Origin of the sequence: Parvularcula mediterranea (genome assembly GCF_013085255.1) — a bacterium.
Lineage (GTDB): Bacteria > Pseudomonadota > Alphaproteobacteria > Caulobacterales > Parvularculaceae > Parvularcula > Parvularcula mediterranea.
In genome coordinates, this window is record NZ_JABFCX010000002.1 from 220349 (window position 1) to 243506 (window position 23158).

Annotated in this window: 20 protein-coding genes; 8 read left to right on the forward strand and 12 right to left on the reverse strand. The window is 62.7% G+C overall.

What is annotated here, in order from left to right; translation table 11 throughout:
- The first annotated feature begins 309 nt into the window (after positions 1-309).
- From HK107_RS01660 to HK107_RS01675, 4 genes are all read left to right on the forward strand, one after another.
- The gene (locus tag HK107_RS01660; RefSeq protein ID WP_173196173.1) at positions 310-3306 is read left to right on the forward strand and encodes an Rne/Rng family ribonuclease; all 2997 of its coding nucleotides are present in this window, start codon (positions 310-312) and stop codon (positions 3304-3306) included.
- 61 nt (positions 3307-3367) lie between these two features.
- A complete protein-coding gene (locus HK107_RS01665) occupies positions 3368-4651 on the forward strand; it encodes a NupC/NupG family nucleoside CNT transporter (protein WP_173196175.1) in 1284 nt (427 codons plus the stop codon).
- A 107-nt stretch (positions 4652-4758) separates the two neighbouring features.
- Entirely contained in the window at positions 4759-6123 is a 1365-nt protein-coding gene (locus tag HK107_RS01670; RefSeq protein WP_173196177.1) for a M48 family metalloprotease, read from the forward strand.
- Positions 6124-6169: 46 nt separating this feature from the next.
- The gene (locus HK107_RS01675) at positions 6170-6955 is read left to right on the forward strand and encodes a DsbA family protein (RefSeq protein WP_173196179.1); all 786 of its coding nucleotides are present in this window, start codon (positions 6170-6172) and stop codon (positions 6953-6955) included.
- A gap of 121 nt (positions 6956-7076) precedes the next feature.
- On the opposite strand, the gene HK107_RS15925 is transcribed toward HK107_RS01675, so the two are convergent.
- From HK107_RS15925 to thiS, 4 genes are all read right to left on the reverse strand, one after another.
- Positions 7077-9050: an alpha/beta hydrolase family protein gene (locus HK107_RS15925; RefSeq protein WP_173196181.1), complete on the reverse strand. Its 1974-nt coding sequence runs from the start codon at positions 9048-9050 to the stop codon at positions 7077-7079.
- Between the two features lie 124 nt (positions 9051-9174).
- On the reverse strand, positions 9175-12423 hold the full coding sequence (locus tag HK107_RS01685; RefSeq protein WP_173196183.1) for a TonB-dependent receptor domain-containing protein: 3249 nt from the start codon (positions 12421-12423) through the stop codon (positions 9175-9177).
- A 306-nt stretch (positions 12424-12729) separates the two neighbouring features.
- Positions 12730-13515 carry a thiazole synthase gene (locus HK107_RS01695; protein ID WP_332871465.1) on the reverse strand — a complete coding sequence of 262 codons (786 nt, stop codon included), beginning with the start codon at positions 13513-13515 and terminating at the stop codon, positions 12730-12732.
- Positions 13516-13518: 3 nt separating this feature from the next.
- The gene (gene thiS, locus HK107_RS15480; RefSeq protein ID WP_198912264.1) at positions 13519-13755 is read right to left on the reverse strand and encodes a sulfur carrier protein ThiS; all 237 of its coding nucleotides are present in this window, start codon (positions 13753-13755) and stop codon (positions 13519-13521) included.
- A gap of 28 nt (positions 13756-13783) precedes the next feature.
- On the opposite strand from thiS, the gene aroQ reads away from it, so the two are divergent.
- Genes aroQ through HK107_RS01715 form a run of 4 tightly spaced genes read left to right on the forward strand, consistent with a single transcriptional unit; the run spans position 13784 to position 16639 of the window.
- A complete protein-coding gene (aroQ, locus tag HK107_RS01700; protein ID WP_173196187.1) occupies positions 13784-14251 on the forward strand; it encodes a type II 3-dehydroquinate dehydratase in 468 nt (155 codons plus the stop codon).
- A 14-nt stretch (positions 14252-14265) separates the two neighbouring features.
- Positions 14266-14739, forward strand: a complete 474-nt coding sequence (gene accB, locus HK107_RS01705) for an acetyl-CoA carboxylase biotin carboxyl carrier protein (RefSeq protein ID WP_173196189.1) — start codon at positions 14266-14268, stop codon at positions 14737-14739.
- Positions 14740-14744: 5 nt separating this feature from the next.
- A complete protein-coding gene (gene accC, locus HK107_RS01710; protein ID WP_173196191.1) occupies positions 14745-16097 on the forward strand; it encodes an acetyl-CoA carboxylase biotin carboxylase subunit in 1353 nt (450 codons plus the stop codon).
- On the forward strand, positions 16097-16639 hold the full coding sequence (locus HK107_RS01715; RefSeq protein ID WP_173196193.1) for a CDP-alcohol phosphatidyltransferase family protein: 543 nt from the start codon (positions 16097-16099) through the stop codon (positions 16637-16639). The genes accC and HK107_RS01715 overlap by 1 nt, the downstream gene beginning before the upstream one ends.
- Here HK107_RS01715 and HK107_RS01720 read toward each other — a convergent pair.
- The 8 genes from HK107_RS01720 to murC are packed head-to-tail and all read right to left on the reverse strand — an operon-like array spanning position 16602 to position 23112.
- Positions 16602-17252, reverse strand: coding sequence for a nitroreductase family protein (locus HK107_RS01720; protein ID WP_198912265.1), 651 nt, complete (start codon positions 17250-17252; stop codon positions 16602-16604). The two genes, HK107_RS01715 and HK107_RS01720, sit on opposite strands and share 38 nt — an antisense overlap.
- A 31-nt stretch (positions 17253-17283) precedes the next feature.
- Complete coding sequence (locus tag HK107_RS01725; protein WP_173196195.1) at positions 17284-18333, reverse strand: cell division protein FtsA; 1050 nt, start codon at positions 18331-18333, stop codon at positions 17284-17286.
- Complete coding sequence (locus HK107_RS15580; RefSeq protein WP_173196197.1) at positions 18330-19241, reverse strand: cell division protein FtsQ/DivIB; 912 nt, start codon at positions 19239-19241, stop codon at positions 18330-18332. Before HK107_RS15580 ends, HK107_RS01725 begins: the two co-directional genes overlap by 4 nt.
- Positions 19229-20161, reverse strand: a complete 933-nt coding sequence (locus HK107_RS01735; RefSeq protein WP_198912266.1) for a D-alanine--D-alanine ligase — start codon at positions 20159-20161, stop codon at positions 19229-19231. The genes HK107_RS15580 and HK107_RS01735 overlap by 13 nt, the downstream gene beginning before the upstream one ends.
- Before the next feature lie 3 nt (positions 20162-20164).
- A complete protein-coding gene (locus tag HK107_RS01740) occupies positions 20165-20614 on the reverse strand; it encodes a hypothetical protein (RefSeq protein ID WP_173196199.1) in 450 nt (149 codons plus the stop codon).
- The gene (murB, locus tag HK107_RS01745; protein ID WP_198912267.1) at positions 20611-21495 is read right to left on the reverse strand and encodes a UDP-N-acetylmuramate dehydrogenase; all 885 of its coding nucleotides are present in this window, start codon (positions 21493-21495) and stop codon (positions 20611-20613) included. Before murB ends, HK107_RS01740 begins: the two co-directional genes overlap by 4 nt.
- Entirely contained in the window at positions 21492-21704 is a 213-nt protein-coding gene (locus HK107_RS01750; RefSeq protein WP_173196203.1) for a hypothetical protein, read from the reverse strand. The genes murB and HK107_RS01750 overlap by 4 nt, the downstream gene beginning before the upstream one ends.
- A 4-nt stretch (positions 21705-21708) precedes the next feature.
- Complete coding sequence (murC, locus tag HK107_RS01755) at positions 21709-23112, reverse strand: UDP-N-acetylmuramate--L-alanine ligase (RefSeq protein WP_173198690.1); 1404 nt, start codon at positions 23110-23112, stop codon at positions 21709-21711.
- Positions 23113-23158 lie beyond the last annotated feature (46 nt).

Genomic DNA, 23158 nt, shown 5'->3' on the forward strand with positions numbered 1-23158 from the left:
CCCGGCCCGCGAGATATCTCCGCGAGACCCGGCCCTCCTGCCTCAAGGGGAGCTTCGACCCTGGGGCCCGGCCTCTCGCCGGTGGCACCTGAGAAGCGACACCGGGGCCTCTCAAGAGGGCTCCAACACTAAGAAGCGCCCCGCCGATCAGGCCCCCGGGCGCACCCGAAAGATACGCGATGGCCACGACGAGACCTCATACCGCGCTCCGCCCCAGCGGCGATGCGCGCGTCTCCGTCCCGCCAGGCGCACCCACCGAACACCTGAACTTGGCTGGTCCGGCGCATCGCCGCAGCCACGGAGTCATCAATGCCCAAAACCATGCTTATCGACGCTTACCACCGGGAGGAGACGCGCGTCGCGGTCCTTCAGGGTGGGAAGGTCGAAGATTTCGATTTCGAGTACGCCTCCCGTAAGCCTCTCCGCGGGAACATCTATCTCGCCCGGGTCACCCGGGTCGAACCGAGCCTCCAGGCAGCCTTCATCGAGTATGGCGGCAACCGCCATGGCTTCCTCGCGTTCGGCGAAATCCATCCTGACTATTACCAGATCCCGGTCGCGGACCGTGAGATCCTGCGCAAGGCCGAGGCCCTCGAGGTCGAGCTGGCGCAAAAGCTCGCTGAGCTGAACCAGAACGACGATGACGACGCGATCGACCCCGATGACGAGGACGAGCTGCGCGGCCGCTCGGACCGTGACGAAGACAACCAGCCCGAAGAAGCTTCCGCTGATGCCTCCGACGACAAGGCTGAGGAAGAGCCGGCATCGCCGGACTTCGTGCCCGAAGAAGACGGCGCGGAAGATGGCTTCTACCACGCCGCCGACGAAGACCTGATCTCTGCCGTTGGCAGCCGCGACGAAGCTGAAGCCTCTGACGACGACGCCAAGCGCAAGGACGCTGAGGAAGAGGAAGAAGAGGAAGAGCGCCGCACCGAAGAACACGGTGACGACGAAGAGGCTGATGCTGACGACAAGTCGGCCGCTCTCGAAGCTGAGCCTGAAGAAGCTCTCCGCAGCGAGGATGAAGCTGAAGCCGAAGCTTCCTCTGAGGAGCCTGTCGCAGAAGCAGACGCCGAAGAAGAAGCGGTCGCTGAAGACGAGACCGGCGACGCCGAGGCTCGCGCTGACGACGAGGGCAAGAAGGCCAAGCCTGAACCCACCGCAGAAGAGCTGGCCGCGCGTGCGCGCCAGAAGGAAATCGACAAGCTCCGCTCGCGCTATGAAGAAGCCAAGCGCGATCGCAACCGCCTGCTGCGCGCCTACAAGATCCAGGAGGTCATCAAGCGCCGCCAGATCATGCTGGTGCAGGTCGTCAAGGAAGAGCGCGGCAACAAGGGCGCAGCGCTCACCACCTATCTCAGCCTCGCTGGCCGCTACGGCGTCCTGATGCCCAATACCGCCCGCGGCGGCGGCATCTCCCGCAAGATCACCTCGCAGTCAGACCGCCGTCGCCTGAAGAAGGCGATGAGCGAGCTCGACATCGCGCCGAACATGGGCCTGATCATCCGCACCGCCGGGGCCAAGCGCTCCAAGGTCGAGATCAAGCGCGACTACGACTATCTCAACAGGCTCTGGCAGACGATCCGTGACAAGACGCTGGAAAGCGTCGCGCCTTCGCTGATCTACGAAGAAGCCAGCCTGATGAAGCGGGCCATTCGCGACCTCTACGACAAGGACACCGAGAAGGTCATCGTCCAGGGCGACGAGGGCTATCGCGAAGCCAAAGACTTCATGAAGATGCTGATGCCGAGCCACGCGAAGCACGTGCAGCAGCACAAGGGCGACGCGCCCCTCTTCCTCAAGCACAAGGTCGAGGAACAGCTCGACGGGATGTACAACCCGTCGGTCCAGCTGAAGTCTGGCGGCTACATCGTCATCCAGCAGACCGAGGCGCTCGTCTCGATCGACGTGAACTCCGGCAAGGCCACCAAGGAGCGGAACGTCGAGCAGACGGCGCTCAAGACGAACTCCGAAGCTGCCGTGGAAGTGGCGCGCCAGTGCCGCCTGCGCGACCTTGCGGGTCTCATCGTCGTCGACTTCATCGACATGGAAGAGAACCGCAACAACCGTGCGGTGGAGAAGAAGCTCAAGGACGCGATGAAGAACGATCGCGCCCGGACGCAGATCGGCTCGATCAGCTCCTTCGGCCTCCTCGAAATGTCCCGCCAGCGTCGCCGCTCCGGTATTGTCGACGGCACCACGCAGGCCTGCCCGGTCTGCGAGGGCGCAGGCGCCGTGCGCAGCCACGAGATGGCTGCCGTCCGCATCCTCCGCGCTGCCGAGGGCGAGGCCGCTGCCGGCAAGGTCGGCCTCGTGACGGTGAAGACCTCGACCGAAGTCGCGCTCTACATCCTGAACACGAAGCGCGCCTGGCTCGAACGGATGGAAGGCCTCTACGGGGTCAAGACGAACATCCTCGCCGACAGCGGCAGGTATGGTGACCAGTACGAAGTGACGGGTTCAGGCACCCCTGCCGAAGGCGTGTCGCTGAAAGATACCATCGGAGACGACGGTCCCCTCTCGGACTTCGAAGCGCCCGAACTGCCCGGCGAAAGCGCTGGCGAGACGAGCAGCACGTCCGACGAAGAAGGCTCCGAGGACAAGCCGAAGCGTCGCCGTCGCCGTCGCCGCCGCAAGGGCGGAGCCGAGGACAAGGCCGACGACCAGAACGAGGCTCGCTCGGACGAGAACGCCGACGAGGATGGCGCCTCGGAAGAGAAAGCTTCGGAAGACAAGGCCTCTGAAGAGACCAAGTCCGACAGCTCCGACGACGAGGACGGCGAGGACAAGCCCAAGCGCCGCCGTCGCCGTGGCCGCCGTGGTGGCCGCCGCAACCGCAAGTCTGGCGAGGACGGTGCCGAGGCAGGCAACGACAATGACGACGCCTCCGCGGAGACCGATACCGAGGACAAGCCGGCAGACGATGTGAGCGAAGCCGACAAGGCCGCTGCTGCTGCCGCCGTCGCCTCCACCGCCGCCGAAGCCGAAGCGCCGGAGGCTAGCGAGGACGCAGCATCGGCTGTCAGCTCCGAACCTGAGGCTGCGGACAATGTCATCGACCTGGACCAAAAGCGCGAAGCGAGCGCCGAGGCATCAGAGGACGCGGGCAAAGAGCCCGCACCGGCCGAAGCTGAAGAGGCTCCGATGAACGCCGAGGCGGAAGCCCAGGCCGAGGCTGACGAAACTACTGACGTCGAGGAGGCCGAAGAGGCTGCGGCTTCGAAGATCGACCGGACCGATACTCCGGCCGATCCCTCCAAGCCGCGCAAGGTCGGCTGGTGGTCGCGGGCGTTCCAGAAGGACTGATAGACATGATGCGGGGCGGGTGGATGAGCGGCAGGGGTGTCGCGACAGTGGAGACTTGCGGATGAGCGGCCTGTCGTTCGATCCGCGCATCCAGAGCGCGATCGGCATGGTCGCGTTCTGGGCGATTGCCTGGCTGTTTTCGGAGCGGAAGCTGAAGCTTCCCCCGATCCAGCGCTTCGTCGCGGTGGTGGCCTTCCAGGTCGGCCTCGCCTTCATCTTCCTGCAGATCCCGGCCGCGCGCGACAGCCTCGTTGCGGTCAACGGCATCGTGCTGGCGCTTTCCGAAGCCACAGGCACGGCGACCGACTTCCTGTTCGGCTACGTGGGCCGGTCCGACAACATGCCCTTCGCCCCGGCGGAGGGTGAAAACCCCGGGCTCTTTATCTTCGCCTTCCAGGCGCTGCCGCTGATCGTCGTCGTCTCGGCGCTCGCGGCCGTCCTTTGGCACTGGGGCATTCTGAAGATCATCATCCGCAGCTTCTCGCTCGTGCTGCAGGGCCTCCTCGGCACGGGCGGCGCGATCAGCCTTTCGGCTGCGGCCAACGTGATCCTTGGCCAGTCCGAAGCGCCGCTGCTGATCCGGCCCCTCCTCCGCAACCTCTCGCGGTCAGAGCTCTTCGCCGTGATCACCTGCGGGTTTGCGACCGTCGCGGGCACGGTGATGACGCTCTACGCTTTCATCCTCTCGCCGATCAGCGAAGCGATGCTCGGGCATATCTTCGTGGCTTCGGTCATCTCGGTGCCCTCCGCCCTCCTCTTCTCCGAACTGATGGTTCCGCCGGAGAAAGGCGAAGTGCCCACCAAGGTCGATGAGACAGCGTCTGGCTTTGCCTACGAGAACACCATGGACGCCTTCACTGCTGGCGCCACCGAAGGCGGCAAGCTGTGGGCGAACATCGTCGTGGCGATCCTTGCCTTCATCGCGCTGGCGTCGCTCATCAACCTCATCCTCGGCGGTCTTCCCGAAGTGTTCGGTGAGCCGCTGACGCTGGAACGCCTCCTTGGCTTCGTCTTCGCGCCGCTTGTCTGGCTTGCTGGTGTTCCCTGGGAGCAGGCCGGTGCCGCCGGTCAGCTGATGGGTATCAAGACCATCCTCAACGAGGTCATCGCCTATACCTCGCTCGTCTCTCTCGAAGACGGTACGCTCGATGACCGCTCGACCCTCATCATGGTCTATGCGCTCTGCGGCTTTGCCAACATTGCGAGCCTCGGGATCATCATCGGCGGGCTCGGCGTTCTCGAGGAAAGCCGGCGCTCGGACATCATCGCGCTCGCACCAAGGGCGCTGATCTCCGGCACCCTTGCGACCCTCAGCTCAGGCGCGGCCATCGGGATCGTCTTCTAGGCAACGTCGCGAAGTGTAAGACTGTCGCGATTGTCACGCGCCAGCGAAGACTTATGCACCTTCTGGCGCTAGCCTTGGAACTCAATTCACGTGAGTCCCGAGGTTCTATGCTCAACTGGCGCCGTTCCCTCACTGCCCTCGCTGCGGTGGCTTCGTTTGCCGCACAGGCGTCCGCGCAGGTCCTCCTGCGCGATGCCGAGATCGAGGAATGGCTCTACGAGATGTCGGAGCCGCTGTTCGACGCGGCGCAGCTACCCAAGGGCGGCGTGGAGATCCTGCTGATCGGTGACCCGACGCCGAACGCGTTCGCAGGCTCGTCGTCCGGCCTGAAAATGGGCATCCACACCGGCCTCATCACCCTCGCCGAGACTCCCAACGAAGTCGAAGGGGTCATCGCCCACGAAGCAGGCCACCTTGCGGGCGGCCACTCGGCCCGGACCCGCGACGCCATCGCCAAGGCCTCCCGCCCGCAGATGCTCGGCCTTCTCCTCGGTGCGGCTCTGATCGCAGCCGGCGCTCCGCCGGAAGCAGGCTTCGGCGCTATCGGCCTTGGCCAGCAGGCAGCGCTCGACACCTACCTGACCTACAGCCGGGGCCAGGAAAGCGCCGCGGACCAGGCGGCCGTCGGGTATCTCGACGAGGTCGGGAGCTCGACAAAAGGCCTCCTCGATTTCTTCGACAACCTGCGGAACATGCAGCTGATCCGCGCCAACGCACCGAACCCTTACTTCCAGACCCACCCTCTCGCCGTGCAGCGTGTTGCGCGCCTGCGGGAGCGGGCCGAGGCGTCGCCCTACTACGGCAATGGCAACACAGAAGCGGAGATTAAAGAGCTCCGCATGATCCAGGCCAAGATCAACGGGTTCTTGATGGATCCGAACGCTGCCCTCAGGGTCTATCCCCTCACCGACCAGAGCGACGCCGCGCGCTATGCCCGGGCGGTCGCCTACTTCCGCTCGTCAGATTTAGATGGTGCGACCCGGGAGATTGAGCGGCTGCTGACGGCCCATCCCGAGAACCCCTATTTCCATGAGCTTCAGGGCCAGATGCTGTTCGAGCACGGCAAGCCCGCCGAAGCGATCGCCCCCCACCGCCGCGCCATTGCGCTGGGGCCTGACAGCGCCCTTCTCGAGGTGAACCTCGCCCGGGCGCTGATCGCGACGGACCGTGACCACCACATCAACGAAGCCTCGGCGGTCCTGCGCTCCGCCCTCCAGAAGGAGCGCAACAACAGCTTCGCCTGGTCGCTGCTCGCACGGGCCGAGAGCCATAATGGCCGGGAAGAGTACGCCATGCTGGCCCAGGCCGAAGCGGCCTATCACGGCTACAACCCTGTCAGTGCCCACCGCTTTGCGACACTTGCCCGTGAGCGGCTGAAAGCGGGCACGCCTGAATACCAGCAGGCCCTCGACATCATTGTTGCGACTGCCGAAGAGGCGCAGAACGCGCGGCGGCAGATCCGCCGCCGCTGAGCCGCCTGAGACCCGATTTTAGTCATTCCACGCTAGAAGGTTCGCCATGACCCTGCGCCATGCCCTCCTCTCCTCCGTCCTGCTCGTGGCAGCTTGCGGCGCCTCCGCCCCCACCGGCGCAGAGGCGCAGTCCCCTTCGGGCATGAGCGATGAGGAGTTCGACCGCCGCCTCCGCGAAGCGCTGATGCGCAATCCCGAGCTGATCATCGAGGCGATCGAAGCCTACCGGACCCAGCTCGAAGAGCAGGCCGCCACGGCCTCGAAGGAAAGCGTCGTCGAGCTTCTGCCGAACCTCGTCTCCGCCCAGTCGGGTCACGCCATCGGCGCGAGCGAAGAAGACGCGTCGATCATCATCGTTGAGTTCTTCGACTATCACTGCGGCTTCTGCCGTACAGCGATGGCCGACGTTCTGGCGCTTGTGGAAGCCGACCCCTCCGTGCGTGTCGTGTTCCAGGAGCTGCCGATCCTTCGCGATGAGTCCCGCGATGCCGCTGCTGCCTCCGTGGCCGCGGCCAAGATCGACCCTGACGGCTACCGCAAGATGCACAGCGCCCTCTTCCAGTCGTCAGGCGTTCTCGACGAGACCGCCATCGAACGCGCGGCGAAACGTGCGAGCCTCAAGCCGCGCGCGCTCGACAAAGCGCTCGAGGACCATGCCGAGGAGATCGAGGCCACGATCGACCAGTCGATCGACATGGCTCGCCAGATCGGCATTCAGGGCACGCCCTATTTCATCGTTGCGAACCCAGAGAGCGGACGTTTCGAGATCTTAGAAGGTTTTCGTACCGAACAGTTCGAGGCCATGGTCGAGAGCGTCCGCGGCCAAGGCTGATCGCCAGAAGCCCCCTGCTTGAGGCATTCACCGGGTTCGATAGACGCTCCGGACAATCCTCTCACGAACAAAAAAAGAGCGCCCCGCGGGGCGCTCTTTTCCGTTTCTGGCCTCACCAGGCTTACGGCTTGAGACCGCAATCCTCGTCGAGGAACCGGACCATCGTCGGGAACATCTCCATCCAGTGGCGGTAGAAGATGGTGCCGAAGAAGTGGTTGGCGTCCTTAAGCTTCAGGTACTCGACATCCTTACCTTCACGCTTGAGCGCGGAGTTCAGAAGATCCGAGTGGATGATCGGAACGCGCTCGTCGTTGGTGCCGTGGATGATCAGCACAGGGACGTCCACCTTGCTGACATAGTCGAGCGGGTTCAGGCCCTCGACCGTATCACGATAGCGACGAGCGAGGCTGCCGCCGCCGCCTTGGAACAGCCACGCACGGAAGCGCGGCAGATCGTAGACGCCTGCGGACGGGATCGCGCACTTGTACGGATGATTGTCCCGCATGATGCCCATCGCCGAAGCGTAGCCGCCATAGGACCAGCCGAAGATCGCGAGGCGGTCTTCGTCAGCGATACCTGCGTCGACCATGAACTTCATGGCGTCATCAATATCGTCCTGCTGCAGCTTTCCCCATTCGGAGAAGCCAGCCTCGAGGTGCTCGCGACCGAAGCCGGTGGAGACCCGGAACTGGGGCTGGATCACAGCGTAGCCGCGGCTCGCGAGAACCTGTGCCCAGAGATCGAAGCCGCCCGTGTCACGTGCAGTCGGACCACCGTGAGGCATGTTTACCGTCGGGAACGGAGGCGTCCCATTCGGAATGGTGACGTAAGCAGGGATCTCATAGCCGTCACGCGCCTTGTACCGGATGTATTTCCGCTCAGCGAGCTGCTCGGGACGGAGCTGCGGCATCGATTCGCCGATCAGCTGGATGCCGTCGTCCGGCGTGTACAGGTAAAACGCACGTGGATACTTCTCACCCGTCGCCTGGATCACCCGGACGTTGCCGTCACGTGACTGGGACCAGACCGAGCTGACGCGGTCCGTCAGGACTTGCTTGAGCTGCTCATGGAACTGCTTCTCGAAGTCATCGATCCACACAACCTCACCGCCGCGGCCCGTGTAGGTGAAGCCAGTGATGTAGGTCTGCTTGAGGTTCTTGGGATCGCGAACGAAGCGCACCGAGCCGGCGTCATAGCGCGGATGGCGGAACAGGAGTTCCTTGTACCGGCGGCTCGGGATATCGAACGTGTAGATGCCCGAAGTGTCGGACTCGTGATTGGAGACCACCAGGAGTTCGTTGGGATCGTCGACGCTGGAGAAGCCGAGGACTGCGAACTGCTGCGACGTGGACGACGTACCGGCGCCCGAGCGACCGATTTCGATCCACTCTTCGCTGCCGCTGGCGCGTGCTACGGAGACTGCGTCGCCGGTAGCGGGGTCCGTGGTGCCTGCGAGGCGGACGTTGCCGTCTTGGTCAACGCGGTAACCGCCATAACGGGTATCGCCCCGGAAGGTCGGAACCACGCGGCCCGATTTGAGGTTCACCTTGCCAACGTAACGGACGGGGCGGAAGCCGCCGCTGCCACGCGTAAAGTCGGCCGTGTAGCTGATGATGATGTGCTCAGGATCGTGGGGAAGGTTTGAGATCACCGACGCGCCAGCTTGCTGCTGGAGGAGCTCTGCGTCAGAGCCCAGCGTCTTACGGTCGAACTGAATCTTGGGGATCTCGTTGAAGCCACCGCTAGTGCGGTTGATCGTCGCGACCTTGCCAATCTGGAAGGTGTTCGGCCCGTCATTGACCTGCTGGATGAAGTTGACGACCAGCGTGTCGTTGTTCGCCCAGGTTACGCCAGAGACTTCAATGTTCCGACCACCGAGGGTCCTGAGATGGCCCTTCGATAGGTTTTTGGCGTCGTAGATGCGCAGGAAGCGCTCACCGTCGACGGAGGCGCGCTGCACGACGGCAAGCCAGCGTCCGTTGGGCGAAATGTCTGCGTCTGTGATGGCCGGGTCCTGTGAGAAAGCCTCAAAGGTCGGCACGTTCTGGGCCGAGGCAGGCGTGAGAAACGCCAGCGTGGCCAGTAATGCGATCACTGCACGAAGCATAGTCTGATCTGAGCCCCAATTGTCTTTTATGGTTGATGTTGTCCCGAAAGAGAAAGGCCCAGCCTGACGGCTGGGCCTCCCTTACGCAAGGTCTGCGTTTCTTAAAGCCCGATTAGAAGGACTTGGTGACCGTCGCGAAGAGCGAGCGACCGAAGATGTCGTAGCCAACACCGAGCGGAACGTTCGCCGAGTTGAAGATACCTTCGTTGTCGTCGACCAGCGGCGGAGGCGTGTCGAGGATGTTCCGGACACCGATCGTGGCGTTCCAGGTCTCTGCCTCATAGTTGACCGCGAAGTCATGGCGGAACCAGTCGTCAGCATTGTCGACGTCGACAAAGCCTTCGCGGAACACACCAGCGCCACAGCTCGAAGGCGACACACCGGTGATTTCACCGGAAGGCGCGTTCTGGACGACCGTACAGGTGCCGAAGTCGTAGACGACGTTAGCAGCCGAACGGGTGTTTTCCTGGTCAGCAGGATCGTTCTCATCGTCGTCAGCCGCACCGACCCACTGGGTAGCCAGGGTGAAGGTGAAGGCGTCGTACGAAGCCTGCAGACGGAAGTCACCAACGAACTCCTGGTCACCGAAGCCACCGAGGAAGTCTTCGAAGACGCCGAGGATTTCTTCCTCACGCTCCGTACGTTGGTTGACGCGACCACGCCAGCTGATGTCCAGCGGACGATCGTTCAGGACGAACTCTTTCGAGATGTCGAGCGAGTAGTCGAGGCCTTTGGCCGTCTCAACACCTGAGTTCAGGAACGATGCGTCGATTTCCTGAATGAAGTTCAGGTCCGGGTCACCGGTGTTACGACGCGTGATCCGCGAACAGAACGGGCTCGAGAGGTTGGCGTTCTGAACGATACAGTCGTTCATGATGAAGCCAGTCGAAGGCTCGATGATCGAGTCTTCAATCTCGTACTCGTAGTAGGTCACAGATGCTTCGAGGTCGAAGGCATCGGTCCAAGGCTGCTCGAATGCGAAACCAGCGGTCCAACCGACCGAGGTTTCTGGGTCGAGCGACTGACCGTTACCACCGCGGAAGAACGGGATCGAGGTCGCGGCGTTACGGCCAAGCTCGTCAGGGTTTGCACCTTGAGCTTCACAGTTTGCGCGAACGATCGCTGCTTCTTCCGGATCGTCGATCGCTTCAAAGTTCGAAACGATACAAGGATCGGTGAACGCACCAGCGAAATCGATCTGCTGAGCCAGGAACTGCTGACGCAGGTTCGGGGCTTTAAACGTCGTACCGTAGGTACCACGCAGACGCAGCCATTCGACAGGCAGGTAGTTGGCGTTGAAGCCGTAGGTCCAGAGCGAACCGAACACTTCATCTTCCGTCCAACGAGCCGAAGCACCGAAGGTGAGTTCTTCAGCGAACTGACGGCCCTTGAAGACAGGGATTTCAGTTTCGAGGAAGAATTCTTTCAGCTCAGTACGGCCAATCGTGTCGCCTTCACGCGAGGTGGTCGGCGACGCACCCGAGGTGATGAGGAACGAGTTGAACGAGTTGATGCTGTCTTCGCGATATTCGAAGCCGAGGACGAGCGGAACGATGCCGTCAGGAAGCTTGAAGACATCACCGGTAACAACACCGTTGATGAGGGTCTGCTCGATGACCGTACGGTTGGTTGCGTTACCGCCCGCATAGTCAAGGAAGTCCTGCGGAAGAGCACCGTTGATGTAGTTATCAGGATCGGTGAAGTCCCACGGAACACACTCTTCTGCTTCAACATAGCCGAACAGGGTCGAGCCACCGCCGTCACAGACGAGTTCGCCGGCACCGTTACGCGACACGTTTTGCGTAGCGAAGATCAGGCGATCGTCGTTGAGAGCGAAGGTCGAGAAGTCGCCATTCGAGTGGTCGAAGCTGGCGTACGTATCCCAGACCCAGTTGTCGATGTTCACACCGAAGTTCTTGTCGGTGACGTACTTGCCCGAGGGGATGAGCCACTCGAGGTCGCCACGGAAGCCAAGAACACCGCGGACCTGAGCAACTTCGACTTCGCCGATGGTGCCAACGCCGAGGTAAGGCAGTGCGAGAAGCGAAGCGAAGCCCGTGCCTGCAGCCGTCGTACAAGCCGACGAGTTGGCGAACAGCGGATCTTCCTGGATCAGCGGGTGATCACAAGGGATCGACGGGAACGCCTGGTTAGCAGCGTCGTCGATCGATGCCGAACGGTTCGCGTACAGGGTCTCGAAGTAGACTTCGACGGTGTCCGTGATCGCGTACTCACCACCGGTGTAAGCCGAGAAGAACTCGTTGGCTTGCAGGAGGTCGAACGTGTCGCTGAAGCGGTTGGCGTTGTATGCGTTGTTGTAGACAAAACGCGAGCCAATGCCGTTCACGGTTTCACCCGGAGCGTCGAGGTTGTCGACGGTGTCACCCGGGCCGCCGGCCTGGTTGTTCACCGGAGCTTCGAAGAAGCCTTCACCCGCGCCGAAGTCGAACCAGTACTGACGGAAGTCAAAGTTCGAACCGCCAACGTTTTCGAAGAACCCGCCCGGGTCCAGAAGCATGGAGCCGAAGCCCGTGTTCTGACAGACAAGACGACGCTCACCGGTGGTGAGGTTCTCTTCGATGTCGCGCGTACACGGCGTGTAGTCACGGTCGCCACGCTTGATCTCTTCCTGGGTGCGGTACTCAGCACCGAAGATGACGTTACCACGGTCGCTCGAGGCGCCTGCGGTGAACGACAGCTGGAGGAAGTCGCCGCCATCAGCTTCAGGAAGGCGCGTGTTGAGCGAAAGCTCGACGCCGTCGAAGTCCTGACGGGTGATGAGGTTGGCAACACCAGCAACAGCGTCCGAACCGTAGATCGAGGATGCGCCGTCCAGGAGGACGTCGATTTGCTCGATAACGCCGGTCGGCATCAGGTTGAGGTCAGGACGGGTCGGAGCACCCTGCACACCAGCAGGAGCAAGACGACGGCCGTTGAGGAGGATCAGGGTACGGTCAGCGCCGAGACCACGAAGGTTCAGCGTAGCCGAGCCCGGGCCCGAGTCGGTGACAGCGCCGGTGAAGGTTGCGTCGAACTGGACACCACCTGCGATCGACGAAGACTGAAGGATGTCACCAGCGGTGAACAGGCCTTGCTGCTTAGCGTCTTTGGTTTCGAAGACGCGGAGCGGCTTCGGGCTGTCGAATTCGGAACGGCGGAGGCGCGAACCGGTGACGACAACCGTGTCGCCTTCGAACAGATCTTCTTCTTCTTCTTCGGTCAGAATTTCGACCGGTTCATCCTGCGCGGTGGTATTCGCGTAGGCCATGCTTGCGGTCAGCGCGAACGCCGAGGCGCCAGCGGCGAGCGCGAGCTTCACCTTCTTTTCGCGCAACAGCGCGAGTTCGTTTTCGACAGCCATGTCTTTCCTATCCTACCCCTGAGCCTCCGGAGAAGCTCGATGAATGAAAGGTTCTGATCAACAGAACCACGGCAAACGCGATGATGATGCCTCCATCACGCCCTATGCGCAGGTTCATCGCGCTGACACTTTTCTGTCAATGAGCAAACATCCGACCTCGTGGGGTTTCGGTCGCATGAACGAAGCGTTTCTTTGAAACGTAGCATTTTTGCCACATTATCTTATCGATAAATGATAAGGCGCGCTGCACAGATTGAGGCATCGCATCGTCATCTGAAATTCAGCTTAAACGGGAGGATGGCCGATTCAGCCAATAATTCCGTCTACTGGAGAACTCGCTGCTCCATACTGACGAATCGGCATCCGTCCTGCGAGATATGCTGCTCTCCCCGCCTCGACGGCGAGGCGCATGGCACGGGCCATGGCGATGGCGTCACGGGCCTCAGCGATGGCTGTGTTCATGAGGACACCATCGCAACCGAGCTCCATCGCCACAGCCGCATCGGAGGCTGTCCCGACACCGGCGTCGACGAGCACAGGCACCCTCGCCTGCTCAGCTATCAGCCTGATGTTCAAGCGGTTCTGGATGCCAAGACCCGAGCCGATCGGAGCGCCGAGGGGCATGATCGCGACAGCGCCTGCATCCTCCAGACGGCGGGCCATCACCGGGTCGTCGGAGCAATAGACCATCACTTCGAAGCCGTCCTCGACGAGGAGTTTGAGGGCGTGAAGAGTCTCGACCATGTCAGGATAGAGCGTGTCCGGATCAGACAGCACTTCCAGCTTCACAAGGTTCCAGCCGCCGGCCTCTCTCGCAAGCCTCAGCGTCCTGACCGCGTCCTCACCGGTAAAGCAGCCCGCCGTGTTGGGAAGGAAGGTGAAGCGCTCCGGCGAGAGGTGATCGACGAGCATCGGCTCATCGGGATTGGATAGGTTCACGCGCCTGACGGCGACCGTGACGATCTCTGCTCCGGCTGCTTCGGCAGCGGCGGCGTTCTCGGCGTAGTCCTTGTACTTCCCCGTGCCGACGATCAGGCGCGAGGTGAAGGTCCGTCCTGCGATGACGAATGGGTCGTTAGGCTGTGCGGTCACGTTTCAGCCGCCTCCCACAAAGCGGACGATCTCGATCTGGTCGCGGTCCGAGAGGGCCTGCGCGGCAAACGTCGAGCGCGGTACGATGGCCTTGTTACGCTCCACAGCGACCTTGCCTGTGGCGACGCCGAGAAGCTCAAGCAGGCCTGAGACCGTGGTCCCCTCGGGCACGACACGCTCCTCACCATTGACCGTCACGGCCAAGGTTTTTCCAGATTGCTGCTCGGCTGTTTTGCTCATGCTCACACTCCGCAGCTAGAAGGCCCGGATGAGCACTGCAAGTGACCAGCGAACCATCGCGATTCTCAACGGGCCGAATCTCAACCTTCTTGGGACGCGGCAGCCGGAGATCTATGGATCGGAAAGCCTCGACGATATCGATAGGATGTGCCGCAAGCACGCGGAGAGCCTCGGCTTTTCCACGCGGTTTCAGCAGACCAATAGCGAAGGCGAGCTCGTCTCTATGGTGCAGGACGCGCGCGCCTGCTCTGCGGTCCTGATCAACGCAGCGGGCTATACCCATACATCTGTTGCACTTCTCGACGCGCTTCTGACTGTTGAGGCGCCGGTCATCGAAGTGCACCTCTCAAGCCCACACACACGCGAATCGTTCAGGCACAAGTCCGTCATTGCGCCGGCCTGCAATGGCGTGATTGCTGGGTTTGGTTCTCTTAGCTATCGGCTGGGCCTTGACGCTGCGGTCGCACTTGTCGATGCGAACGGCGTGAACGCATAGGAAAGAGCATTAGAATGGCGAAAAGCCTCGACGAGGATCTCGAAATCGTTCGCGAGCTTGCGAACGTCCTGAACGATACGGGCATGACAGAAGTCGAGCTCGAGCGCGGAGGCCTCAAGCTGAGGGTCGCCAAGCAGGTCCAGCAAACAGTGATCGAAGCCCCGCAGGCCGCACCGATGATGGCCGCGGCGCCGGCAGCGCCTCAGGCCGCTGCACCAGCAGCCGCCGCTCCGGCTGCGCTCCCTTCGAGCGGTGAAGCCGTGCGCTCGCCGATGGTCGGCACGGCCTACCTTTCGCCGTCCCCGGGCGCTGACGAGTTCATCGCGGTGGGCGCAACGGTCAAAGCCGGTCAGACGCTGATGATCGTCGAAGCCATGAAAACCATGAACGAGATCAAGTCGCCCCGCGACGGCAAGGTGGTCGAGATTCTCGCCCGCAATGCCGAGCCGGTCGAATACGACGAACCTCTCGTCATTCTCGAGGCCTGAGGCCGATGTTCAAGAAGGTCCTGATCGCCAACCGCGGTGAGATTGCTCTTCGCGTCCACCGTGCCTGTCGTGAACTTGGTATCGCCACCGTCGCGGTTCACTCGACCGCGGATTCGAAGGCGATGCACGTCCGCATGGCCGACGAGAGCGTCTGCATCGGCCCTCCGCAGGCCAAGGACAGCTATCTCAACATCGCTGCTATCCTGTCGGCCGCAGAGATCACCGGCGCTGACGCGATCCACCCGGGCTATGGTTTCCTTTCGGAGAACGCCCGGTTCGCGGAGATCGTGAAGGCGCACAACATCACCTTCATCGGCCCCTCCTCCGATCACATCAAAACCATGGGCGACAAGATCGCGGCCAAAAAGGCCGTCGGCGATCTTGGCATTCCGCTTGTCCCTGGTTCGGATGGCGCACTGTCGAACATCGACGAGGCACGCGCTGCAGCCAAGGAAATCGGCTACCCGGCCCTGATCAAGGCGGCTTCCGGCGGCGGTGGTCGCGGGATGAAGCTGGTCGAGCATGAAGGCGAGCTGGAGCAGCAGCTCCATGCCGCAAGCTCAGAAGCGGAAGCCGCCTTCGGTGACGGCTCGGTCTATATCGAGCGCTACCTCAAGAAGCCGCGGCACATCGAGATCCAGATCGCCGCCGACAGTCACGGCAATGTCGTGCACCTCGGCGAGCGTGACTGCTCGCTCCAGCGCAGGAACCAGAAGGTGCTCGAAGAAGCGCCCTCGCCTGTCCTGACCCCTGAGCAGCGTGCGCAGATCGGCGAGACGACCCGCAAGGCGATCGAGGGCCTCGGCTATCTCGGCGTCGGCACGGTCGAGTACCTCTACGAGAACGGCGAGTTCTTCTTCATCGAGATGAACACCCGCCTGCAGGTGGAGCACCCTGTCACCGAGCACGTCACGGGTATCGACCTTGTCCGGGAGCAGATCTCGATCGCCGCCGGCAACCCGCTGTCCTTCAAGCAGGAGGACGTGAAGATCCAGGGCCACGCTATCGAGTGCCGGATCAATGCCGAGGACCCGATGACCTTCGTGCCCTCGCCGGGCCGGATCAACGAGTTCCACGCTCCTGGCGGTCTCGGCATCCGGTTCGATTCGGCGGTCTATGATGGCTACGACATCCCGCCGTTCTACGATTCGATGATCGGTAAGCTGATCGTCTTCGGCGACAACCGGGATCTCGTGCTCAACCGTCTCAAGCGCGCACTTGAAGAAACCGTGCTCGCAGGGATCAAAACCACCGTTCCGCTGTTCGAGAAGCTGTTGGACGAGCCTGAGTTCCAGAAGGGTGACTATCACATCCACTGGCTTGGTGAGTGGCTTGCCGGACAGGAGAAGGACGACTGATGACGCTGGCCAACAGGCTGACCCTGCTTCGCGCAGGTCTGATTATCCCTTATGCGGCGCTCGCTCTTTCAGGGCAGCGCCTGCTGGCCGGGATCCTGTTCGCCATCGCAGCGGGTACGGATCTTCTCGACGGCTATGTCGCAAGACGCCGCAATGAGGAAACCGCGCTCGGCAAGGTCCTCGACCCGATCGCGGACAAAATGCTGACGATCACAGCGCTGATCGTCCTTGTCGCCATGGGCACGCTCTCGGGCTGGCTGATGGCGGCGGTCATCATCATCGCGATGCGCGAGCTTTGGGTCGCTGGCCTGCGTGAGGGACTGATCGCGGGCGGCGGCGAGCTGCCAGTTTCCGCCCTCGCCAAAGCGAAGACGGCGGTGCAGCTGCTTGCGCTTTTCATCCTCACCCTGGGTGATGTTTGGTTCGGCTATGGCCTCTTTTGGGCCGCTGCGGCGCTGACCCTGATCACAGGCTATCAGTACACGGTGGTGACGTTCCGCGTCCTCAACCTTGGCTCGGAGGAGACGACCAGCGCTCGGTAAGCGCGCTGGCGTCCATTCTCGCCCGCTCCTTCGGCGCATCGGCCGGGGTCCCGAGATAAACCCAACCTGCGAGCCGCTCGTCTCCTTTGAGGCCAGCGGCTTCCAGCACACCTTCGTCGTAGGCGTACCATTCGGTCAGCCATTGCGCAGCGAAGCCTGCTGCACCTGCAGCGATGACGAGGTTTTGGGCGACAGCGCCTGCGGTCAGGATCTGCTCCCACTCAGGCGTCTTATGCTCCTTGTTCACGGCACTGACGACCGCGACGACGACCGGCGCCCGCTCGAAGCGCTCACGCTCGATCTTGAGGCACGCGGGATCCTCCGTGCCCTCTTTCTTGGCGTAGGCGCTCTCAAGGATATCGCCGAAGCGGCTTCGCGCTTCGCCTTCGAAGACGATGAAGCGGAAGGGGTGGACCCGGCGGTGATCCGGCACCCGTGCAGCGATCCTCAGAAGAGCGTCCACCTCTTCGGAAGTCGGTCCCGGCCCCTGCATCTGGGCAGCGGTGAGCGAACGCCGATGGGCGAGATAGTGGAGCGTCTCTTCGCGCAGGCGCGGCGCCTCCATTGGGTCGCCAAGCTGGGGCGCGGCGGGCAGATCTTCGAGCCATGTCATGGGCTCTAGTTAAGAGCCATTCGCAAGAAGTCTAGAAGTTTTCGCGCAGCCAGTTGATTACCCCGCCCTTGGACTTGGGCGCGGAAAGCTGGAGTGCCGTTGCCGCGGTGCGGGTCACTGTGCCTGCAGAGAGGAGCGCTGCACCCTTGGAGAGCGCCATGATCGCCGGATCAGTACGGTCGAGCGCAAGACCGGGTGTACGGACGATGGTGCCGGTCTTCTTGAACGCTGTCTCCACCGGGGGCGCGACGGGAAGGCCGAGGAGGCTGACTTCGTCCAAAGCAATGCCTGCGCGTTTGCCCGCTTCGGTGGCGAAGCTTGCAATCTCCTCGAGGCGCGCGAGGGCGACTTCGGAGGTTTTCTCTTCACCCGGAGGAACCCGGCCGAGCACCATCTGCAGCCCCTGCTCCTCCGCCTTGGCTTCATCGAGGCCGAAGGTCACAGCAAGGTCGCCTGCGATGTGACCATAGCCCACAGGGACGACCGCAGAAGCGGAGACGTGCTCCCCGGAAAATCCAATCAGTTTGGTGTGCCAACGGTCCACGACGATCAGTGTGCGGCCATCCTGCACCTGATGGTTGAGGCTCGCGGCTGCGGCTTCTTCCATGGCCATGACGCCGGTGAGCTTCAGTGAGGCTTCGGCGGCGGCGCGCTCGAGATCAGCCAGGAAAGCCAGTGGGCTGAGGAACGAGGTGACATCCGCTTCGAAGCGGCCAGCAGCCTGCCCGATGGGGCTCTCGGCCATGGGTTCGCCGTCGATTTCGGTGCGGGAAAGCTCTGCCGAGACGACGGCTGTCGACTCCCTACCCGCCTTGGCGAGGGCCGCTTCGAGGGCTGCGGAGAGGTCGTTCTGGGTGAGCTGGCGCCCGATCGAGGCCCCGACGCGCAAGGTCTGGCAGGTCGTACCGCACGCCGGAAGGCAGGCAACGACATCGCCGGGCTCGCTGATCAGGCCGAGGATTTCCCCTGCCGCTGGCTTGAGCTTGCCCTTGCGCCCGAAGATTGAACCGCCGCGATTCCATGAACCGTCAGCGGTCTGATAGGCCGTGAGCTGATCGGTCAGGAAAAGGATCGCGGTCACGGCTTCTTCTCAGCGCCCCCCTTGAGCTTGTAATAAGCATAGTCGGGGTTTCGGAGATCGAAATAGTCGAGGGTCTCGGCCAGCGTACCCGTGCCAGCTTCTAGGGAATGGAGACGGCGGAGCGCCTGGTCCACATCCTTCTCGGGAAGCTTGGCGAGGAAGCCGTTGCGGAAGCGAATGTCGAACCTCCGCCCGCCGACCACTTCGATGCCTGCGGTGCGGGCGTAGAGGACCGGGTGCTTCCTGAGCTCCGCCAAGAAGCCCATCGCTTCGGACGGGTCTTCGGTGCCGGAGATGGTGAGAAGTTCGGTATACTGCACAGGCTCAGCGGCGCGGATCAGCACTCCGTCGGCATCGACAACGAAGAACTCGCCTGCGCCGTTCTCGTAAAGCGCGCGAGGGGTGCGCTCGATGACCGAGATATGGATGGTGTCCGGCAAGAGCTTGGTGACGCTGGCGTGCTTGACCGGGCCAAGCGCCTCGACTGCCTCGCGGAGTTCGTGCGGATCGAGTGTGACGAGCGAGCGGCCGATGATCGAGCCCAGCTCGTCGTCGCGCAGGGCCGCCATCACTTCACGGGTCGAAAGGCTGTCCCCGCCCTTGATGGTCACGCGCATCACGTTGAGGCCGAGGTGCTTCGCCGTCTCACCAGGGAGCGCCGCAAGGCGGCCCGGCATGGTCTGAAGCTGGCCTGAGAAAACGGTGTAGAGGAAGGCGAGGAGCGCGGCGGCGATAATCCCGAGGAACGCGGCTTGAATGGCGCCCGTCGCCATCAGCGCGCCGCCCTCGTCCAGCCTTGCTCCGAGAGCTTCGAGCGCACCGACCTGACGGCGGGAGACCCTGCGCCGGGGCGCGGGTTTCTTGGCTGCTGGGCGCTTGCGCGTCTGTTTCTTCGCTACCTTCGGCACGAGGCGTCTTCGACCATCCACTGGACGAGCTCGTCGAACGAGATGCCGCGATAGGCGGCCTGCTCGGCGGCGAGCGACGTCGGCGTCATACCCGGTTGGGTATTCACCTCCAGGATAAACAGGCCGTTAACCCCAAGTTCCGGGTTCCAGCGAAAATCGACCCGGCTGAGCCCCCTGCACCCAAGGACAGCGCCCGCTTTGGCCGCCATCGCAAGGGCTTCGGCGGTTACCTCTTCAGGCAGCTCGGCCGGAATGACGTGGGGCGCGGCCTTGTCGGAATACTTGGCGTCGTAGTCGTAGAAGTCGGCCTTGATCTCGGTCACCGCAAGGGGCTCATCACCCTTCAGCGCGACGGTGAGCTCGTGGCCGGGGATGTAGGTTTCGACGATAGCGCGGCCGCCATAGACCTCGTCATGGAGGATCTCTGACCGGGGCGCGGGATCGCTCTCCTCACGGATGATCACCACGCCGAAGGTCGAGCCGTCTGCAATGGGTTTAAGGACGTAAGGCGTCGGCATCGGGTGGACGCCGGAGAGGTTGTCCGTCTCGACGATGTGCCCGCCCGGAACGCGCAGGCCAGCAGCGGCCATGACGTCCTTGGAGAGCGCCTTGTCCATGCAGAGGGCCGAGGAGAGGACGCCGGAATGGGTGTAAGGGATGCCCATCATCTCGAGGAGGCCCTGAACCGTGCCGTCCTCGCCGAAGGGGCCGTGGAGCGCGTTGAAGACGACGTCCGGCCCCTGCCCGCCGAAGCTGTCCCTGATCTGACGGTCGACCTCACGGGTGACGTCGATAGCTTCGACGTCGAAGCTGCCGTTCGCTTCGAGGGTCTTCCGAGCGGTTTCACCGGAGACGAGGCTGACGCCTTTCTCCGCGGAGAGGCCGCCCATCAGGACGAGGACTTTCTTCATGTCAGCCATCGGTCAGTGTCCCTCTTCTCTCTCGTCCTTTATGCCCTGCGCGAAGCGCATGAACGCTTCGATCCGGTCAGGGCCACCGCCTGTGAAGCGCCCGTCGAGGAAAACCTTATCGATGGTCTCACCGTCTTCGGTCCTCACCGGCGGATCGATCAGCAACCAGGGCCGATCATAGGTCAGGGTCTCTCCCGAAAGAGTAAAGCGCCGGGGACGCCTGCGGCCTGCGATATGCGCGAGGCTGGGCGCTGTACCCTGACCGTCTGCACCCAAACGGATCATGTAGCCCTTGCGGAGTGAATGAATGAGGCCAACGAGGCTCGCCAGAAGTGCTGCAAGGACGAGCGGCAGGAAAAGCGCCCACTCCATCACAGACCCTCGGGAGAAAACGAACAGGCTCAGGAGGGACGTCGCGCCGAAAGCTGCGCCGAGGAGCGGCCAGCGGAAGCCGAGCGTCACGCGAGCCTCCCGATGCGCTTGATCTCCCATTCGAGCTCGTAGCCGAGCTCTTTCTGCACGTCCGTGCGGATCGATTCGCCGAGGGTCTCGAGATCGGCGGCGGTGGCATTGCCCTTGTTGATCATGAAGTTGGCGTGGAGCTCCGACATCTGAGCATCGCCAACGCTGCGGCCCCTACCGCCAACGGCGTCGACGGACTGCCATGCGGAGCGGCCTCCTGAAAGGTCAGGGTCGGGGTTCTTGAAGGTGGAGCCGCCGGTTTTCTCGCGGATGGGCTGGGTCGCCTCGCGCTTCTCCATGATCTCCTTGATCTTGGCTTGCTCTTCCTCCGCATCGCCCTTGGGCACCTCAAAGGTGGCTTCGATCAGGACGAGGTCAGCCGGGACGTCGGCCCAGCGGTAGCGGAAGCCGAAATCGTCCGCTGACAGAGTGACGATCTCGCCCTTGCGGTTGATGGCGCGGCCGGAGACGAAGTGGTCCCTGGTCTCACCGCCATAAGCGCCAGCGTTCATGCGCATTGCGCCGCCGATCGTGCCCGGGATGCCTGCGTAGAAGCTGAGGCCGGAGAGGCCTGCTTTCGCAGCTTCCTTGGCAACCTTGGCATCGAGAGCAGCGGCGCCAGCGCTGACCTTTGCGCCGTCTACGGAGATCTTGCCGAAGCCGGGGCCAAGACGGATGACTGTGCCTTCGATGCCGTCGTCACGGATGATGACGTTGGAGCCGACGCCGAGAACCGTGAGCTTCTCGACCGGCGAAAGCTCACGCAGGATCTCGCTCAGCTCTTCCTCCGTGTTCGGAAGGTAGAGCCTATCGGCTGGACCACCAACGCGCAGCCATGTGTAGGGCGCAAGCTCTGCGTTCTCCATCAGGCGGGCGTTCATCGCTTGCCTCCGATCCATTCGCGGACCTGGTCTAGCTGTTTGTCGGTCAGCGCGGCGGCTGCAATCATGGTCATCAGCGCGGCAAATCCGAAGGGTGCGCCGATGTAGAACGGTACGTCACGGGCGACTTCCAGCGCGAAGAAACCCATGACTAGGCCCAAGAGGCCGATCAGGAGGCGCGTCTTCTGGTGGCGGTTTTCGTCCTTCACGCGACTAGCCCTCAAAGCTCGCAAGGCATTCTGGCAGCGCGTGGGCGTGCTTGGTGATGTCCCCTGCGCCAAGGCACAGAACGAGGTCGCCATCCTTGGCTTCGGACGCAATGCTGCCCGGCAGCTCGTCGATAGTGCTCAGTGCAAAGACATTGCGGTGGCCGTTACGGCGCATTCCTGCAGCGAGGCCTTCGGCGTCCTTGCCCTCGATCGGGTCCTCGCCAGCGGCATAGACAGGAGCAATGAACACCGTGTCCGCCTCGTTGGCGCAGGAGCAGAAGGCGTCGAAGAGGTTGTCGAGGCGGGTATAGCGGTGGGGCTGGATGACCGCGATCACCCTGCCCTCGGTCACGCCGCGCGCCGCTTTCAGGGTCGCGGCGATCTCGACCGGATGGTGGCCGTAATCGTCGATGATCCGCACACCCCTCCAGTCGCCAGTATGGGTGAAGCGGCGCTTGACGCCTTTGAACTTCGCAAAGCCGTCGACGATCTTCTCGTCCGAACAGCCAAGCTCCCGCGCGATGATCGCCGCGGCGACGGCGTTCTGGATGTTGTGCTCGCCTGGCATCGGCAGGCGGCAGCCTTCGAGGCGGTGAAGGGTCTGGGCCCCTTCGCGGAAGTGAATGTCGAAGACCTGAATACCGTTCTCGACACGGATGTTCTCGGCACGGACATCGGCTTGCGGGTTCAGGCCATAGGTGACGATGCGGCGGTCTGTGATGCGTCCGACCAGCGCCTGCACTTCAGGATGATCGAGGCAAACGACACCGAAGCCGTAGAAAGGCGTGTTCTCGATGAACTGGTCGAAGCCCTTCCTCAGGGCGTCGAAGTCGCCCCAATGGTCGAGGTGCTCAGGGTCAATATTGGTGATGACCGAGACGGTCGTCGGCAGGCGGACGAAGGTGCCGTCGCTCTCGTCAGCCTCGACGACCATCCAGTCGCCGTCGCCTGAGCGGGAGTTGGCGCCGTAGGCATTGATGACGCCGCCATTGATGACAGTCGGGTCCTTGCCGCCTGCATCCATCAGCGCCGCGATCATCGACGTTGTCGTCGTTTTGCCGTGGGTGCCCGCGACGCAGACGTTCCATTTGAGGCGCATCAGCTCGGCCAGCATGTCGGCCCTGCGGACAACGGGGATATGCTGCGCGCGCGCCTCGGCGACCTCGGGGTTTGAGTTCCGGATAGCTGTAGAAGTGACGACAGCTGCGGCGCCGGTAACGTGGGCCTTGTCGTGGCCGATATGAACAGCGATCCCCTTCTCCCGCAGCCGGTCGAGGATGTCGCTTTCCTGAATGTCCGAGCCTGATACCTCGTAGCCGAGGTTCGACATGATCCGGGCGATGCCGGACATGCCGATGCCGCCAATACCGACAAAGTGGATGCGGCCGACGGGAAACGGCAGGCGGATGGAGATGTCGCGTTCTTCGGTCAAGGCGGCGTCTTTCTTGTCTTCG

Excerpts from the sequence above, each read along its gene's own strand:
- HK107_RS01660 (WP_173196173.1), top strand. The coding sequence starts at position 310 with ATGCCCAAAACCATGCTTATCGACGCTTACCACCGGGAGGAGACGCGC.
- HK107_RS01665 (WP_173196175.1), top strand. The coding sequence starts at position 3,368 with ATGAGCGGCCTGTCGTTCGATCCGCGCATCCAGAGCGCGATCGGCATG.
- HK107_RS01670 (WP_173196177.1), top strand. The coding sequence starts at position 4,759 with ATGCTCAACTGGCGCCGTTCCCTCACTGCCCTCGCTGCGGTGGCTTCG.
- HK107_RS01675 (WP_173196179.1), top strand. The coding sequence starts at position 6,170 with ATGACCCTGCGCCATGCCCTCCTCTCCTCCGTCCTGCTCGTGGCAGCT.
- HK107_RS01685 (WP_173196183.1), bottom strand. The coding sequence starts at position 12,423 with ATGGCTGTCGAAAACGAACTCGCGCTGTTGCGCGAAAAGAAGGTGAAG.
- thiS (WP_198912264.1), bottom strand. The coding sequence starts at position 13,755 with ATGAGCAAAACAGCCGAGCAGCAATCTGGAAAAACCTTGGCCGTGACG.
- aroQ (WP_173196187.1), top strand. The coding sequence starts at position 13,784 with ATGAGCACTGCAAGTGACCAGCGAACCATCGCGATTCTCAACGGGCCG.
- accB (WP_173196189.1), top strand. The coding sequence starts at position 14,266 with ATGGCGAAAAGCCTCGACGAGGATCTCGAAATCGTTCGCGAGCTTGCG.
- accC (WP_173196191.1), top strand. The coding sequence starts at position 14,745 with ATGTTCAAGAAGGTCCTGATCGCCAACCGCGGTGAGATTGCTCTTCGC.
- HK107_RS01715 (WP_173196193.1), top strand. The coding sequence starts at position 16,097 with ATGACGCTGGCCAACAGGCTGACCCTGCTTCGCGCAGGTCTGATTATC.
- HK107_RS01720 (WP_198912265.1), bottom strand. The coding sequence starts at position 17,252 with ATGACATGGCTCGAAGATCTGCCCGCCGCGCCCCAGCTTGGCGACCCA.
- HK107_RS01735 (WP_198912266.1), bottom strand. The coding sequence starts at position 20,161 with ATGGCTGACATGAAGAAAGTCCTCGTCCTGATGGGCGGCCTCTCCGCG.
- murB (WP_198912267.1), bottom strand. The coding sequence starts at position 21,495 with ATGAACGCCCGCCTGATGGAGAACGCAGAGCTTGCGCCCTACACATGG.